The 13,982-nt window shown below is 61.4% G+C and carries 24 protein-coding genes; all 24 read left to right on the top strand.

What is annotated here, in order from left to right; genetic code table 11:
• The first annotated feature begins 22 nt into the window (after positions 1 to 22).
• Positions 23 to 388 carry a 50S ribosomal protein L22 gene (rplV, locus tag E3T51_RS09645; RefSeq protein ID WP_035880249.1) on the top strand — a complete coding sequence of 122 codons (366 nt, stop codon included), beginning with the start codon at positions 23 to 25 and terminating at the stop codon, positions 386 to 388.
• Entirely contained in the window at positions 388 to 1,158 is a 771-nt protein-coding gene (gene rpsC, locus E3T51_RS09640) for a 30S ribosomal protein S3 (protein WP_092107240.1), read from the top strand. The genes rplV and rpsC overlap by 1 nt, the downstream gene beginning before the upstream one ends.
• Complete coding sequence (gene rplP / locus E3T51_RS09635) at positions 1,158 to 1,577, top strand: 50S ribosomal protein L16 (protein WP_035880247.1); 420 nt, start codon at positions 1,158 to 1,160, stop codon at positions 1,575 to 1,577. Before rpsC ends, rplP begins: the two co-directional genes overlap by 1 nt.
• Entirely contained in the window at positions 1,577 to 1,921 is a 345-nt protein-coding gene (gene rpmC / locus E3T51_RS09630; RefSeq protein WP_134529647.1) for a 50S ribosomal protein L29, read from the top strand. The genes rplP and rpmC overlap by 1 nt, the downstream gene beginning before the upstream one ends.
• Before the next feature lie 2 nt (positions 1,922 to 1,923).
• Entirely contained in the window at positions 1,924 to 2,223 is a 300-nt protein-coding gene (gene rpsQ / locus E3T51_RS09625) for a 30S ribosomal protein S17 (RefSeq protein WP_035834619.1), read from the top strand.
• Positions 2,224 to 2,257: 34 nt separating this feature from the next.
• Positions 2,258 to 2,626, top strand: coding sequence for a 50S ribosomal protein L14 (rplN, locus tag E3T51_RS09620; protein WP_092451145.1), 369 nt, complete (start codon positions 2,258 to 2,260; stop codon positions 2,624 to 2,626).
• A 2-nt stretch (positions 2,627 to 2,628) separates the two neighbouring features.
• A complete protein-coding gene (gene rplX, locus E3T51_RS09615; RefSeq protein ID WP_092107244.1) occupies positions 2,629 to 2,988 on the top strand; it encodes a 50S ribosomal protein L24 in 360 nt (119 codons plus the stop codon).
• Positions 2,988 to 3,596, top strand: coding sequence for a 50S ribosomal protein L5 (rplE, locus tag E3T51_RS09610; protein WP_134529646.1), 609 nt, complete (start codon positions 2,988 to 2,990; stop codon positions 3,594 to 3,596). Before rplX ends, rplE begins: the two co-directional genes overlap by 1 nt.
• A 209-nt stretch (positions 3,597 to 3,805) precedes the next feature.
• Positions 3,806 to 4,204, top strand: coding sequence for a 30S ribosomal protein S8 (gene rpsH, locus E3T51_RS09605; RefSeq protein ID WP_104083772.1), 399 nt, complete (start codon positions 3,806 to 3,808; stop codon positions 4,202 to 4,204).
• Positions 4,205 to 4,210: 6 nt separating this feature from the next.
• Positions 4,211 to 4,747, top strand: coding sequence for a 50S ribosomal protein L6 (gene rplF, locus E3T51_RS09600; protein ID WP_092339429.1), 537 nt, complete (start codon positions 4,211 to 4,213; stop codon positions 4,745 to 4,747).
• A 2-nt stretch (positions 4,748 to 4,749) separates the two neighbouring features.
• Positions 4,750 to 5,121, top strand: a complete 372-nt coding sequence (gene rplR, locus E3T51_RS09595) for a 50S ribosomal protein L18 (RefSeq protein ID WP_092107252.1) — start codon at positions 4,750 to 4,752, stop codon at positions 5,119 to 5,121.
• Positions 5,118 to 5,825 (top strand): 30S ribosomal protein S5, encoded by a 708-nt coding sequence (gene rpsE / locus E3T51_RS09590; RefSeq protein ID WP_369827303.1) that lies wholly within the window; start codon positions 5,118 to 5,120, stop codon positions 5,823 to 5,825. Before rplR ends, rpsE begins: the two co-directional genes overlap by 4 nt.
• Positions 5,825 to 6,007 carry a 50S ribosomal protein L30 gene (gene rpmD, locus E3T51_RS09585; protein WP_066597599.1) on the top strand — a complete coding sequence of 61 codons (183 nt, stop codon included), beginning with the start codon at positions 5,825 to 5,827 and terminating at the stop codon, positions 6,005 to 6,007. The genes rpsE and rpmD overlap by 1 nt, the downstream gene beginning before the upstream one ends.
• A complete protein-coding gene (gene rplO, locus E3T51_RS09580; RefSeq protein ID WP_104193395.1) occupies positions 6,007 to 6,567 on the top strand; it encodes a 50S ribosomal protein L15 in 561 nt (186 codons plus the stop codon). The genes rpmD and rplO overlap by 1 nt, the downstream gene beginning before the upstream one ends.
• Before the next feature lie 144 nt (positions 6,568 to 6,711).
• A complete protein-coding gene (secY, locus tag E3T51_RS09575; protein WP_134529645.1) occupies positions 6,712 to 8,034 on the top strand; it encodes a preprotein translocase subunit SecY in 1,323 nt (440 codons plus the stop codon).
• Complete coding sequence (locus E3T51_RS09570) at positions 8,031 to 8,627, top strand: adenylate kinase (protein WP_134529644.1); 597 nt, start codon at positions 8,031 to 8,033, stop codon at positions 8,625 to 8,627. The genes secY and E3T51_RS09570 overlap by 4 nt, the downstream gene beginning before the upstream one ends.
• 171 nt (positions 8,628 to 8,798) lie before the next feature.
• Entirely contained in the window at positions 8,799 to 9,581 is a 783-nt protein-coding gene (map, locus tag E3T51_RS09565) for a type I methionyl aminopeptidase (RefSeq protein WP_134529815.1), read from the top strand.
• A gap of 181 nt (positions 9,582 to 9,762) precedes the next feature.
• On the top strand, positions 9,763 to 9,984 hold the full coding sequence (infA, locus tag E3T51_RS09560) for a translation initiation factor IF-1 (protein ID WP_035834638.1): 222 nt from the start codon (positions 9,763 to 9,765) through the stop codon (positions 9,982 to 9,984).
• Between the two features lie 68 nt (positions 9,985 to 10,052).
• A complete protein-coding gene (rpmJ, locus tag E3T51_RS09555; RefSeq protein ID WP_035834639.1) occupies positions 10,053 to 10,166 on the top strand; it encodes a 50S ribosomal protein L36 in 114 nt (37 codons plus the stop codon).
• 143 nt (positions 10,167 to 10,309) lie between these two features.
• Complete coding sequence (gene rpsM / locus E3T51_RS09550; RefSeq protein WP_092449488.1) at positions 10,310 to 10,684, top strand: 30S ribosomal protein S13; 375 nt, start codon at positions 10,310 to 10,312, stop codon at positions 10,682 to 10,684.
• Positions 10,685 to 10,730: 46 nt separating this feature from the next.
• Entirely contained in the window at positions 10,731 to 11,129 is a 399-nt protein-coding gene (gene rpsK, locus E3T51_RS09545; RefSeq protein ID WP_092107270.1) for a 30S ribosomal protein S11, read from the top strand.
• 125 nt (positions 11,130 to 11,254) lie between these two features.
• Entirely contained in the window at positions 11,255 to 12,244 is a 990-nt protein-coding gene (locus E3T51_RS09540; RefSeq protein WP_104193385.1) for a DNA-directed RNA polymerase subunit alpha, read from the top strand.
• Between the two features lie 50 nt (positions 12,245 to 12,294).
• Positions 12,295 to 12,840, top strand: coding sequence for a 50S ribosomal protein L17 (gene rplQ, locus E3T51_RS09535; protein ID WP_134529643.1), 546 nt, complete (start codon positions 12,295 to 12,297; stop codon positions 12,838 to 12,840).
• Positions 12,841 to 12,926: 86 nt separating this feature from the next.
• On the top strand, positions 12,927 to 13,970 hold the full coding sequence (locus E3T51_RS09530; RefSeq protein ID WP_134529642.1) for a GNAT family N-acetyltransferase: 1,044 nt from the start codon (positions 12,927 to 12,929) through the stop codon (positions 13,968 to 13,970).
• The last annotated feature ends 12 nt before the right edge of the window (positions 13,971 to 13,982 follow it).

Raw genomic sequence — 13,982 nt, 5'->3', positions numbered from 1 at the left:
GTGACGTGAAGGAGGAGAAGAAATGGTGGAGTCGATCGCACGCGTGCGTCACATCCGCGTTACCCCCCAGAAGGCTCGTCGCGTTGTCAACATGATCCGCGGCAAGCAGGCGCATGAAGCGCTGGGAATTCTGAAGTTCGCGCCGCAGGGTGCGAGCGATCCGGTGTACAAGCTGGTGGCCTCGGCCATCGCCAACGCCCGGGTCAAGGCAGATGCAGCCAACACGTATCTGGACGAGCAGGACCTGTTCATCAGCCGGGCATTCGTTGACGAGGGTACGACCCTCAAGCGTTTCCAGGCTCGTGCCCAGGGCCGCGCATTCGAAATCAAGAAGCGCACCAGCCACATCACGGTTGTGCTCACCACTCCTGAGGAGGGTACGAAGTAATGGGTCAGAAAGTAAATCCCTATGGCTTCCGTCTGGGAATCACCACCGATCACGTATCGCGTTGGTTCTCTGACTCGACCAAGCCGGGTCAGCGTTACGCTGACTTTGTTGCAGAAGACGTCAAGATTCGTCGCCTGCTGAGCACCAGCCTTGACCGTGCCGGCGTCAGCCGCATCGAGATCGAGCGCACTCGTGACCGTGTTCGCGTTGACATTCACACTGCCCGTCCGGGCATTGTGATTGGTCGCCGCGGTGCGGAGGCCGAGCGCATCCGCTCTGACCTTGAGAAGCTCACCGCCAAGCAGATCCAGCTGAACATCCTCGAGGTCAAGAACCCCGAGCAGGATGCCCAGCTCGTCGCGCAGGGTATTGCCGAGCAGCTTTCTGCACGTGTGGCCTTCCGCCGCGCGATGCGTAAGGGCCTGCAGGGCGCACAGCGCGCCGGCGCCAAGGGTGTTCGCATCCAGGTGTCTGGCCGTCTGGGTGGCGCCGAGATGAGCCGCAGCGAGTTCTACCGCGAAGGTCGTGTGCCCCTGCACACCCTGCGCGCGAACATCGACTACGGCTTCTACGAAGCCAAGACCACCTTCGGCCGTATCGGCGTGAAGGTCTGGATCTACAAGGGCGACATCACCAACAAGGAACTCGCTCGCGAGCAGGCCAACGCTAAGTCGTCCCGCCCCGAGCGTCGTGACGATCGACCGCGCCGTGCACCTCGTGCAGATGCTCCGGCAGCGGCACCGGTCGCAGCAGGAGTTGAGGCTAAATAATGTTGATTCCACGTAGAGTCAAGCACCGCAAGCAGCACCACCCGGGTCGCACCGGCCACGCTACCGGCGGCACCACGGTGTCCTTCGGTGAGTACGGCATCCAGGCGCTGACCCCCGCTTATGTGACCAACCGTCAGATCGAGTCCGCTCGTATCGCCATGACGCGTCACATCAAGCGTGGCGGGAAGGTGTGGATCAACATCTACCCCGACCGCCCGTTGACCAAGAAGCCGGCCGAAACCCGCATGGGTTCCGGTAAGGGTTCGGTCGAGTGGTGGGTTGCCAACGTCAAGCCGGGTCGCGTTCTGTTCGAGCTCAGCGGTGTCACCGACGCCGTTGCGAAAGAGGCGCTGACCCGCGCAATTCACAAGCTGCCCCTCAAGGCACGCATCATCAAGCGCGAGGAGGGCGACGCATAATGGCGATCGGAACCAAGGAGCTCGCCCCAGTCGAGCTCGATACTTTTGACAATGAAAAGCTGTTCGATGAGCTGAAGAAGGCCAAGGAAGAGCTGTTCAACCTGCGCTTCCAGTCGGCCACCGGCCAGCTTGAGAGCCACGGCCGCCTCCGCGCGGTCAAGCGCGACATCGCTCGCATCTACACGGTTCTCCGTGAGCGCGAGCTGGGCATTCGTGCCACGCCGGTTGCAGTGGAGGCTCCGGCCAAGGCTGAGAAGGCTGAAAAGAAGACCAAGAAGGCTAAGGCAAAAGCGGAGTCCACCGACGACGCTGCAGCTGAGGCCGTCGAGACGAAGGAGGCCTAGTCATGGCGAAGACTGACGAAACGGTCGTCGCGGGCGAAGCCACCGAGCTCGTACGCGGTTACCGCAAGACGCTGCGTGGTTATGTGACCAGCGACAAGATGAACAAAACCATCATTGTCGTGGTCGAAGACCGCGTAAAGCACCCGTTGTACGGCAAGGTCATCCGCCGTACATCCAAGCTGAAGGCGCACGACGAGGCGAACTCCGCCGGAATCGGCGACCTGGTCCTGATCAGTGAGACCCGTCCGCTTAGCGCTTCCAAGCGCTGGCGCCTGGTCGAGATTCTTGAGAAGGCCAAGTAAGCCTCGCGCTTACTTGACGTAAAGGAGTTATAAAGTGCTTCAGCAAGAATCACGAGTCAGGGTTGCCGACAACAGCGGCGCCAAGGAACTCTTGACCATCCGCGTTCTCGGTGGCTCCGGCCGTCGTTACGCCGGCCTCGGCGACGTCATCGTCGCGACGGTCAAGGATGCAATCCCGGGCGGCAACGTCAAGAAGGGTGACATCGTCAAAGCTGTCATCGTTCGCACCAAGAAGGAGACCCGTCGTCCAGACGGCTCCTACATCAAGTTCGATGAGAACGCTGCAGTGATCTTGAAGGCAGACGGTGACCCCCGCGGCACCCGAATCTTCGGACCGGTCGGTCGCGAGCTTCGCGACAAGAAGTTCATGAAGATCATCTCGCTGGCACCGGAGGTTATTTAATCATGGCCAGAATCAAAAAGGGTGACCTGGTTCAGGTCATCAGCGGCCGCAGCCAGGCTCGCGGCGGAGACCGTGGCAAGCAGGGCAAGATCATCTCCGTCGATGTCGAGAAGAACCGTGTCCTCGTTGAGGGCATCAACTTCGTGACCAAGCACGTTCGTGTTGGCCAGACGCAGCGCGGCACCAAGACGGGCGGCATCGAGACCTTCGAAGCCCCCATCCACGTGTCCAACGTTGCCATCGTCGACCCGGAGACCAAGAAGCCGACCCGCGTCGGGTTCCGCCAGGAAGAGGTAACGAAGGACGGCGTCACCAAGACGGTCCGCATTCGTTACGCCAAGAAGTCAGGGAAGGACCTCTAATGACTGACACCGCAGTTGTTGAAGGCACTGAGGGCGCCGCGCCCGTCAAGGCCCTGCCGCGTCTGAAGCAGAAGTACCGTGATGAGATCAGTGCCAAGCTCTCGACGGAACTCGGCTTCACCAACGTGCATCGCATCCCCACCCTGACGAAGATTGTCGTCAACATGGGTGTTGGAGAAGCAGCACGCGACGGCAAGGTGATGGACGGTGCGGTTTCTGACCTCACCAAGATCACCGGCCAGAAGCCGCAGGTCACCAAGGCTCGCAAATCCATCGCGCAGTTCAAACTGCGTGAAGGACAGCCCATCGGCGCCCACGTCACTCTTCGTGGCGACCGCATGTGGGAGTTCCTGGACCGGCTGCTCAGCCTGGCCCTTCCTCGTATCCGTGACTTCCGCGGTCTGTCCGACAAGCAGTTCGACGGTGCGGGCAACTACACCTTCGGTCTGACCGAGCAGGTCATGTTCCACGAGATCGATCAGGACCGCATCGACAGCGTTCGCGGTATGGACATCACGGTCGTCACGACCGCGAAGACCAACGACGAGGGTCGCGCGCTGCTCAAGGCGCTCGGCTTCCCGTTCAAGACCGACGACGCACAGAGGTAGTTCGCACTACGCAGGAACAATTTCAACTAGAGTGGGGAGCTTGCGCTTGCAGGCTCCCAACTCAGGTTGGCAACGGCCGCTGAGCACGTAAGCACCGGGCGCACACAGATTTTCACCCCGGAAGCCGATCAACCGATCGGGTTCCTCACCACCACAGGTCGTCATTCGTGTAACGGATGGGCGAAACCAGGCGAGAAAGGCACCACAAAATGACAATGACAGATCCGGTCGCAGACATGCTGACCAGACTGCGCAACGCGAACTCGGCGTACCACGACACCGTGTCCATGCCGCATAGCAAATTGAAAGCGCACATCGCTGACATCCTCAAGGCTCAGGGTTACATCTCCGCCTGGACCGTCACGGATGCAACAGTAGGCAAGACCCTCACGCTGGACCTCAAGTTCGGTCCGAACCGCGAGCGTTCCATCGTAGGCATCAAGCGGGTTTCCAAGCCCGGCCTGCGCGTGTACGCAAAGTCGACCGAGATCCCTACGGTTCTCGGCGGCCTCGGCGTTGCCATCCTGTCCACCTCCAGCGGTCTGCTCACCGACCGCCAGGCTGAGAAGAAGGGCGTAGGCGGAGAAGTTCTCGCCTACGTGTGGTAACCGAGAATGTCACGTATTGGAAGACTCCCCATCCCGATCCCCGCTGGGGTCACGGTTGTGGCTGACGGCCAGGCCGTCTCCGTCAAGGGCCCGAAGGGCGAGCTCGCGCTCGTTGTTTCCAACCCCATCTCGGTGTCGATCGAGGACGGTCACGTTCTCGTCACCCGTCCGAACGACGAGCGCCAGTCGCGTTCGCTGCACGGTCTGACCCGCACCCTGATCAACAACCAGATCATCGGCGTAACCGTTGGTTACACCAAGGGTCTTGAAATCGTCGGTACCGGTTACCGCGCGGCGCAGAAGGGCACCTCTGTTGAGTTCGCCCTCGGCTTCTCGCACCCGGTCGTCGTTGAGCCGCCCGTTGGAATCGTTTTGACCGTTGAGAGTGTCAACAAGCTCACGGTCAGCGGAATCGACAAGCAGGCCGTCGGCGAGGTTGCCGCCAACATCCGTAAGATTCGCAAGCCAGAGCCCTACAAGGGCAAGGGTGTGCGTTACGCCGGCGAGATTGTTCGCCGCAAGGCCGGAAAGAGCGGTAAGTAACCATGGGACTCGGAACTAGAGGCAAGAGCAAGGCCGCAGCCCGCGGACGTCGTCACACACGTCTTCGCAAGAAGATCGAGGGAACGGCGCTTCGCCCGCGCCTCGTCGTCACGCGCTCCGCTCGCCACGTATTCGTGCAGGTTGTCGACGACAGCAAGGGTTTCACCCTTGCGTCGGCATCCACGCTCGAAACGGACTTGCGCACCTTCGATGGTGACAAGACCGCCAAGGCCCGCAAGGTCGGTGAGCTTGTTGCTGAGCGTGCGAAAGCCGCCGGCATCGAAGCCGTTGTATTTGACCGTGGTGGCAGCAAGTACGCAGGACGCGTCGCAGCCATCGCTGAAGGAGCTCGAGAGGGTGGATTGAACCTGTGAGCACTGAAAAGATCGAAACCACAGCACCTGTTGCTGCCGTTGCCGAGGCGCCGGTTGAAACCGCCGCCTCCACCACCCCGCCCCAGAATGAGCCTCGCGAGGCTCGTCGTGGTGGACGTGAGCGCAACCCGAACAAGGACCGCGGAAGCCGCGATGCCGACAAGAGCCAGTTCCTGGAGCGCGTCGTCACCATCAACCGCGTGTCGAAGGTCGTCAAGGGTGGTCGTCGCTTCAGCTTCACCGCTCTCGTCGTCGTCGGCGACGGTAACGGCCTGGTCGGCGTTGGATACGGTAAGGCCCGCGAGGTCCCTACCGCTATCTCCAAGGGCGTTGAAGAGGCGAAGAAGAACTTCTTCCGCGTTCCTCGCGTCGGCCTGACCATCCCGCACCCCGTGCAGGGTGAGGCCGCAGCCGGCGTCGTTCTGCTTCGTCCGGCAGCAGCAGGTACCGGCGTTATCGCCGGTGGCCCGGTGCGCGCCGTACTCGAATGCGCTGGCATCCACGACGTGCTGAGCAAGTCGCTCGGTTCGTCGAACACCATCAACATCGTGCACGCCACGGTTGAGGCACTGCACCAGCTCGAAGAGCCGCGTGCGGTTGCGGCTCGCCGCGGCCTCGCCTACGAAGACGTGGCTCCGGCCCGTTTTCTTCGTGCCGACGCTGCTGCAGCTGCAGCGGCCGCAACCGCGAAGGCAGGTGCCTGATGGCCCAGCTGAAGATCACACAGATCAAGTCCAAAATTAGTGAGAAGCAGAACCAGCGCGACACTCTTCGCAGCCTGGGTCTGCGACGCATTGGCGCCGTCACGATCCGCGAGGACAACTCGCAGAACCGTGGTTACGTCAACACCGTCGCTCACCTCGTAAAGGTCGAGGAGATTGACTAATGGCTGACGAGAAGGAAGCTACCAAAGTAGCCGACAAGCCTGCCACGAAAAAGGCCGCTGCCCCCAAAAAGGCCGCTGCACCGAAGAAGGTCGCTGTTGCAGCTGAGCCTACTGAGCCCCGCGAGCACGTGCTGAAGGTACACCACCTTCGCCCGGCGCCCGGAGCGAAGAAGGCTCGCCAGCGCGTTGGCCGTGGTGAAGGATCCAAGGGTAAGACCGCGGGTCGAGGAACCAAAGGCACGAAGGCACGCTACAGCGTGCGCGTCGGCTTCGAGGGTGGGCAGATGCCTCTGCACATGCGCACCCCGAAACTGCGTGGATTCAAGAACCCGTTCCGCGTCGAGTACCAGGTTGTCAACCTGGAAAAGCTCGAGCTGCTCTACCCGAACGGCGGCGATGTCACCATCGCCAGCCTGATTGCCAAGGGCGCAGTTCGTGACAACGAAAAAGTCAAGGTTCTTGGAACCGGTGAAATTACCGTTAAGCTGAACGTGACGGTCGACAAGGTCTCTGCTTCAGCTGAGCAGAAAATTGTCGCCGCGGGTGGATCTGTAAAGTAAGTCCGTAGACGCTCAGTCGAGCTTGTCGAATCCGTCAATCGAGTAAATCGTTTGGTGTGATTCGACAAGCTCGATCGTTTTAAGTCGAGTTGCCGCTCTATATCGATCTGCACTGTCGATCTGCGTAAAAATCTGGAGGCCTTTTTGTTTAGCGCCATTGCGCGGATCTTCCGCACACCCGACCTTCGCAAGAAGATCGGCTTCACCCTGGGCATCATTGCTCTGTTCCGCTTGGGCTCGTTTGTTCCGACCCCATTCGTGGACTTCGCCAACGTGCAGCTGTGTCTTGCAGCCAACCAGGGCACGAGCGGCCTCTACGAGCTCGTCAACCTCTTCAGTGGTGGCGCTCTGCTCCAGTTGAGCGTCTTCGCATTGGGAATTATGCCGTACATCACGGCCTCGATCATCGTGCAGTTGCTGCGCGTGGTCATCCCGCACTTTGACACCCTGTATAAAGAAGGTGCCTCGGGCCAGAGCACCTTGACCCAGTACACCCGCTACCTGACGATCGCCCTGGGCATTTTGCAGTCGACCACGCTCATCACGGTGGCCCGTAGCGGCGCCCTTTTCGGCACATCCGCCAGCACCGAATGCACGCAGCTGATCACCAACGACGCCTGGTACGCCATCATGCTCATGGTCATCACGATGACCGCCGGCACCGGCGTCATCATGTGGATGGGTGAGCTCGTCACCGAGCGCGGCGTCGGCAACGGCATGTCGCTCATGATCTTCATCTCGATCGCGGCACTGTTTCCCGGCTCGCTCAGCGCTATCGGCCAGCAGCAGGGAGCAGATACCCTCATCATTGTGCTGATCGTCGGCATCCTGGTGGTCGCCGGCGTCGTCTTCGTGGAGCAATCGCAACGAAGAATTCCCGTGCAGTACGCCAAACGCATGGTTGGACGCCGAACCTACGGCGGCAACAACACGTACATTCCGATCAAGGTCAACATGGCCGGCGTGATTCCCGTGATCTTCGCCTCCTCGCTGTTGTATTTGCCGGCCCTGCTCGCGCAGTTCAACCAACCGGCAGCGGGCGCTGAAGCCCCGGCCTGGGTGGTGTGGATCTCGCAGAACCTCACCGGTGGCGATCAGCCGCTGTACATGGCAATGTATTTCCTGCTGATCATCGGCTTCACCTACTTCTACGTGGCCATCACGTTCAACCCCGAAGAAGTCGCCGACAACATGAAGAAGTACGGCGGATTCATTCCCGGCATTCGCGCCGGCCGCCCGACCGCCGAGTACCTCGACTTCGTGTTGACGCGCATCACCCTTCCCGGCTCGCTCTATCTGGGCCTGATCGCACTGATTCCGCTCGTCGCATTCTCCGTTGTCGGTGCCGATCAGAACTTCCCGTTCGGCGGCGCGAGCATTCTCATCATCGTCGGCGTGGGGCTCGAGACGGTTAAGCAGATTGACTCGCAACTGCAACAGCGACACTATGAGGGGCTTCTTAAATGACGCGTTTACTGTTGATCGGCCCGCCCGGCGCTGGCAAGGGTACCCAGGCCGAACGCCTCGCTCTTGCTTTCGGTGTTCCTGCCGTCTCCACCGGGGACATTTTTCGATACAACGTGACCAACGAGACCCCGCTCGGACTCGAGGTCAAGTCGTTCATGGATGCTGGTGCCTACGTGCCAGATACCCTCACCAACGCGATCGTTGCAGACCGACTGAAGGAAGCGGATGCTGCCAGCGGCTTTCTGCTCGACGGCTACCCGCGCACGACCGATCAGGTCGAGGAGCTCGACCGTCTCCTGGACGCCGAAGGGACCCAGCTCGACGTTGTCGTGCTGATCACCGCCGACACCGACGAGGTGGTCACCCGGCTGCTCAAGCGTGCCGCCGAGCAAGGGCGCGCGGACGACACGGCCGACGTCATCCGTCACCGGCTTGACGTCTACGCCGAGCAGACCGCTCCGCTGATCGATGTGTACAGCGCCCGCGGCCTCGTCGTCACGATCGACGGCCTCGGCGCCGTCGAGGTCGTCACCGAACGCATCCTGGCCGCGCTGGCCGAACGCGGCCTGCGCGCCAGCACGACCACGCTCTGAACCGGTTTTTCTGAGCCGCTTTGACCGTTTCGGGCCGGGCCTTTCGGCCCGGCCCATCATCATGTGAACAACCAATACATAAAATATCGCTCCCCGGTTCGGAGCTAGTTTGTAGGAAAATCAGTGAGTCTTCGTCGTTCCATGTACAAGAATCCGGCCCAGCTGCGCCTTATGGTCGCGCCCGGTCTGGCCACCGCGGCATCGCTCACGGCTGCCCGCGCGGCCCTGGTCGTCGGCGCCACCACCCTCGACATCGATGCTGCGGCCGAGGCTGCGATCGTCGCGCTCGGTGGCAAGCCCAACTTCAAGCTTGAACAGGGATACCACCACACCGTGTGCGCGTCGGTGAACGACGACGTCGTGCACGGCATCCCGTCCGCGCGCCGCCTCGGCGCCGGTGACATCGTGTCGATCGACAGCGGCGCGATCATCGAGGGTTGGAACGGCGACGCCGCCTTCAGCTTCGTGCTGCCCGACGCGACGCGCCCCGAGCTCGTGGCCGAACGCCAGAAGCTTTCCGACGTGACCGAGCAGTCGCTGTGGCACGGCATCGCCCGTCTGCACACCGCCCGTCACCTGAACGAGGTCGGCGAAGCCATCGAGGACTATGTGGAGTCGCAGGGCAGCTACGGCATACTGACGGACTATGTCGGCCACGGCATCGGCCGGTCCATGCACGAAGACCCGCCCGTGTTCAACTACCGCGTGCGCCAGAAGGGGCCTTCTGTCAAGCCGGGACTTGTCGTAGCCATCGAGCCGATGGTCGTTCTCGGCTCGATCGACACCTACACCCGCGAAGACAACTGGACCGTCGCCACGAGCGATGGCCGGGCCGCCGCCCACTGGGAACACAGCGTTGCCGTGCACGAGGACGGCATCTGGGTGCTCACCGCCGACGATGGTGGGGCCGCCGGTCTCGCCCAATTCGGCATCGTTCCCGTTCCAATTCCCTAGCAGCACCGGAACCGCGGATGGGCAACGTCAATCCATGCGTCCGGGGCGATTATAGGACTGAATTGCCAAAAGGCAATCTCATACCATAAGATTGATCCTTGGTGTCTGGTGTCGCCTTTTTCGGGCGTGTCCGTACATCAATCCGCATGACCAGCAATCAATACAGAGCGACAGTGAGGGTATGGCCAAAAAAGACGGTGTCATCGAAATCGAAGGCGCAGTAGTCGAAGCTCTGCCCAACGCGATGTTTCGCGTTGAGCTGTCAAACGGCCACCGAGTTCTTGCCCACATCTCGGGCAAGATGCGTCAGCACTACATCCGCATCCTCCCGGAGGACCGCGTGATCGTTGAGTTGAGTCCTTACGATCTGACCCGTGGCCGGATCGTCTACCGCTACAAGTAACGGCTGCTGTAAGTAACGGCCCTCGGCATCCCGAGGGTACGAAGACAGCGAAAAAACAAGGAATTACCATGAAGGTCAAGCCCAGCGTCAAAAAGATCTGTGACAAGTGCAAGGTCATCCGCCGTAACGGCAACGTGATGGTCATCTGCGAGAACCCGCGTCACAAGCAGCGCCAGGGTTAAATCGCGTCGCGACTCGTCGCTTCGAGATTTACCTGCAGTAATAGATATAGATAGCAGTTCCGGGAGCCCTTCGGGGTGACACCATCGGCTGGAGGCCGATGTACAGGAGCTGTTACAGACCTCCATCACTAACAGGAGACACAATGGCACGTCTAGCCGGCGTCGACATCCCGCGCGATAAGCGCGTGGAAGTTGCATTGACTTACATTTACGGTGTTGGCCGTACGAGGGCCCTCAAGACCCTCGCCGACACTGGAATCGACGGAAACATCCGCGTCAAGGATTTGAGCGACGACCAACTCGTCCTTCTCCGCGACTACGTCGAGGGTACCTTCAAGGTTGAGGGTGACCTCCGCCGTGAGGTTGCCGCTGACATCCGCCGCAAGGTTGAAATTGGCAGCTACGAGGGCATTCGCCACCGCAAGGGCCTGCCCGTTCGCGGTCAGCGCACCAAGACCAACGCTCGCACCCGCAAGGGCCCGAAGCGCACCGTAGCCGGCAAGAAGAAGGCGCGCTAGGCCCCCGGCCTAGCCCGCTAACGCCTTTAGGATTCAGGAGAAATTCATGGCACAACCCAAGTCGGCCGTACGGAAGCCGCGTAAGAAAGAAAAGAAGAACGTTGCTGTGGGCCAGGCCCACATCAAGAGCACCTTCAACAACACGATCGTGTCGATCACCGACACGACCGGAGCCGTCATCAGCTGGGCCTCGTCGGGCCAAGTAGGTTTCAAGGGTTCGCGCAAGTCGACCCCTTTCGCCGCACAGTTGGCCGCCGAGTCGGCCGCCCGCCAGGCGCAGGAACACGGCATGAAGAAGGTTGACGTCTTCGTCAAGGGACCCGGTTCAGGCCGCGAGACCGCGATCCGTTCACTGCAGGCCGCTGGCCTCGAGGTCGGTTCGATCAACGACGTGACGCCCCAGGCTCACAACGGATGCCGTCCGCCGAAGCGCCGCCGCGTCTAAAGCACACGCTGTCATCTCGACGGGCTCGGCTGTAGCCGGGCCCGTCGGAACTCTTTTCTTTCACTTTTCACTCTCTCGTCATTGCAAGTGTCATATAGCGGACACTTAGCCGAAAGGAATCAACAGTGCTTATTGCACAGCGTCCAACGCTCACCGAAGAGAACATCTCGGAGTTCCGTTCACGGTTTATCATTGAGCCGCTCGAACCTGGCTTCGGCTACACCCTCGGCAACTCGCTTCGCCGTACTCTGCTCTCGTCGATCCCGGGCGCTGCTGTAACCAGCATCCGTATCGATGGCGTGCTGCACGAGTTCAGCACCGTTCCCGGTGTGAAGGAAGATGTCACCGAGATCATCCTGAACATCAAGGGCCTCGTCGTCTCGAGCGAGCACGACGAGCCCATCACCGCCTACCTGCGCAAGCAGGGAGCCGGCCAGGTTACCGCCGCTGACATCTCGGCTCCGGCCGGCGTCGAGGTGCACAACCCGGAACTGGTTATCGCAACCCTCAACGACAAGGCGAAGTTCGAACTCGAACTGACCATTGAGCGTGGCCGTGGTTACGTCTCCAGCACCCAGAACCGTAACGAGTTTTCCGAAGCCGGCCAGATTCCCGTCGACTCGATCTACTCGCCCGTGCTCAAGGTGACCTACCGCGTCGAGGCAACTCGTGCCGGTGAGCGCACTGACTTCGACCGCCTCGTCGTTGACGTGGAGACCAAGTCGGCTATCTCGCCCCGCGACGCCATCGCATCCTCCGGTCGAACCCTGACCGAGCTGTTCGGTCTGGCTCGGGAGCTCAACACCGCCGCTGAGGGCATCGAGATCGGCCCCGCGCCGGTTGACGCTGTGCTCTCGACCGAGTTGTCGGTTCCGATCGAAGACCTCGACCTGTCGGTGCGCTCGTACAACTGCCTCAAGCGCGAAGGCATCAACAACGTCAGCGAACTGGTCGCCCTCTCGGAGACCCAGCTGATGAACATCCGCAACTTCGGGCAGAAGTCGGTTGATGAAGTGAAGGACAAGCTCGTTGAGCTCGGCCTGTCCCTGAAGGATTCGGTTCCCGGATTCGATGGCGCGCACTTCTATAGCGGCTACGAAGAAGAGACCATCTAAGGCTCGCGCTTCAACGCTGCCTTTCGATTTTTTGATACTGGAGATTACCAATGCCTAAGCCCACAAAGGGCCCCCGTCTCGGTGGCGGCCCGGCGCACGAGCGCCTCATGCTTGCGAACCTGGCCGCGGCCCTGTTCACCCACAAGTCGATCAAGACGACCGAGACCCGGGCCAAGCGCCTGCGTCCGCTCGCCGAGCGCATGGTGCAGTTTGCCAAGCGCGGCGACCTGCACGCGCGTCGTCGCGTTCTCGCGACGATCACAGACAAGACCGTCGTGCACGAGCTCTTCACGGTCATCGCCCCGCAGGTCAACGAGCGTCAGGGCGGTTACACCCGCATCACCAAGCTCGGTTTCCGCAAGGGCGACAACGCCTCCATGGTGCAGATGGAGCTCGTTCTCGAGCCCCTGGTTCCCAAGGTCAAGCGCTCCAAGACAGCGACCGTTGCCGCGACCCCCATCGGGTCCGAGAACGTTGTTGTCGACGACGTTACTGCTGACGACGTTGTCGTCGACGAGACCGTCGTTGCCGAAGACGTTGTAGCCGAAGACGTTGTTGCCGAAGACGCAGCAGCCGACGAGGCCGACAAGAAGTAGCAGTACCAGCAAGGGAGGGCCAACACATGTTGGTCCTCCCTTTTTGTGTCTCCGTCCGTCTCGCATGACGAAGTTAGGGTTGAAAAATGGATCACCGCGTAACTTCGCTGGCTGAGCGCATCGGCATCGCATCGGCTCCGGTGCTTCCGGTGCACCCGGACGTCACAACGTGGCGAGCGGCCACCAGCGACGACATCGACGGTATCTGGCAGCTGCGCTGCGCCATGGGCGAAGTCGACCACCCCAATTACCTCACGGCTCGGGGCGCGATCGCCGCCGACTTCGGCTACTCACATTTTCATCCGGAGCTCGACTCGCTCGTTGGTGTCGATCAGGTTGGCCGCATCATCGCCGTCGGCATGGTCATGTTTCCCCCGCGACAGGTGACTCTGGTGCGCTCGATGCCGATCGGCGGGGTGCACCCGGCGCTTCGGGGTCGGGGCGTGGGTCGCCAACTGCTGGCCTGGCAGCTGGGCCGGGCGAAGCAGCAGCTCGCTTCCTCGACCAAAACCCTGCCCGGTTGGGTCCTCACCTATGCCGACGAACGGTCACCGCAGAACGCGGCCTTGTTCGAGCGCGGTGGCCTGACCCTCGCGCGCTACTTTCTCACCCTCGAACGAACGCTGGATGCGCCGGTGCGCGTTGTCGACGCGGCTGACGGTATCCGCGTTGCTGCCTATACCCCCGCCGTTTCGTCCGACGTGCACGCCGCCCGCGACGACGCCTTCATGGACCACTGGGGCAGCCAGCCGATGAGTGACGAGAACTGGAACGCCTTCGTCGGCGGACAGTGGTTTCGCCCGGACCTCTCGTTTGTGGCCTACGGTACCGACGCATCCGGCGCGGAGCAGGTTGTCGGCTTCGTGCTGTCGACCGTGAACGAGAACGTCTGGGCCACGCAGGGGTTCACCGGCAGTTACATCGATCTGGTCGGTGTTTTGAGCGGATGGCGCGGCCGCCACATTGCGCAGTCGCTGCTGGCCGCCCAGCTGGCCGCCGGGCAGGCTCTCGGGCATGAGCGGGTGACCCTCGCGGTCGACTCGGCCAGCCCCACCGGGGCCCTCGGCCTTTACACCGGCATGGGATTCGTGCCCACCCACCGCAAGATGGCGTACACCCGCACGTTCTAGCCCGATCCGGCG

This window comes from Cryobacterium serini (assembly GCF_004404025.1).
Lineage (GTDB): Bacteria > Actinomycetota > Actinomycetes > Actinomycetales > Microbacteriaceae > Cryobacterium > Cryobacterium serini.
The sequence above is the reverse complement of the archived record's forward strand: the minus strand, read 5'-3'. Positions and strand labels throughout refer to the sequence as shown.

Coding starts and splice junctions, on each gene's coding strand:
- rplV (WP_035880249.1), top strand. CDS start 23: ATGGTGGAGTCGATCGCACGCGTGCGTCACATCCGCGTTACCCCCCAG.
- rpsC (WP_092107240.1), top strand. CDS start 388: ATGGGTCAGAAAGTAAATCCCTATGGCTTCCGTCTGGGAATCACCACC.
- rplP (WP_035880247.1), top strand. CDS start 1,158: ATGTTGATTCCACGTAGAGTCAAGCACCGCAAGCAGCACCACCCGGGT.
- rpmC (WP_134529647.1), top strand. CDS start 1,577: ATGGCGATCGGAACCAAGGAGCTCGCCCCAGTCGAGCTCGATACTTTT.
- rpsQ (WP_035834619.1), top strand. CDS start 1,924: ATGGCGAAGACTGACGAAACGGTCGTCGCGGGCGAAGCCACCGAGCTC.
- rplX (WP_092107244.1), top strand. CDS start 2,629: ATGGCCAGAATCAAAAAGGGTGACCTGGTTCAGGTCATCAGCGGCCGC.
- rplE (WP_134529646.1), top strand. CDS start 2,988: ATGACTGACACCGCAGTTGTTGAAGGCACTGAGGGCGCCGCGCCCGTC.
- rpsH (WP_104083772.1), top strand. CDS start 3,806: ATGACAATGACAGATCCGGTCGCAGACATGCTGACCAGACTGCGCAAC.
- rplF (WP_092339429.1), top strand. CDS start 4,211: ATGTCACGTATTGGAAGACTCCCCATCCCGATCCCCGCTGGGGTCACG.
- rplR (WP_092107252.1), top strand. CDS start 4,750: ATGGGACTCGGAACTAGAGGCAAGAGCAAGGCCGCAGCCCGCGGACGT.
- rpmD (WP_066597599.1), top strand. CDS start 5,825: ATGGCCCAGCTGAAGATCACACAGATCAAGTCCAAAATTAGTGAGAAG.
- rplO (WP_104193395.1), top strand. CDS start 6,007: ATGGCTGACGAGAAGGAAGCTACCAAAGTAGCCGACAAGCCTGCCACG.
- E3T51_RS09570 (WP_134529644.1), top strand. CDS start 8,031: ATGACGCGTTTACTGTTGATCGGCCCGCCCGGCGCTGGCAAGGGTACC.
- map (WP_134529815.1), top strand. CDS start 8,799: ATGGTCGCGCCCGGTCTGGCCACCGCGGCATCGCTCACGGCTGCCCGC.
- infA (WP_035834638.1), top strand. CDS start 9,763: ATGGCCAAAAAAGACGGTGTCATCGAAATCGAAGGCGCAGTAGTCGAA.
- rpmJ (WP_035834639.1), top strand. CDS start 10,053: ATGAAGGTCAAGCCCAGCGTCAAAAAGATCTGTGACAAGTGCAAGGTC.
- rpsM (WP_092449488.1), top strand. CDS start 10,310: ATGGCACGTCTAGCCGGCGTCGACATCCCGCGCGATAAGCGCGTGGAA.
- rpsK (WP_092107270.1), top strand. CDS start 10,731: ATGGCACAACCCAAGTCGGCCGTACGGAAGCCGCGTAAGAAAGAAAAG.
- rplQ (WP_134529643.1), top strand. CDS start 12,295: ATGCCTAAGCCCACAAAGGGCCCCCGTCTCGGTGGCGGCCCGGCGCAC.
- E3T51_RS09530 (WP_134529642.1), top strand. CDS start 12,927: ATGGATCACCGCGTAACTTCGCTGGCTGAGCGCATCGGCATCGCATCG.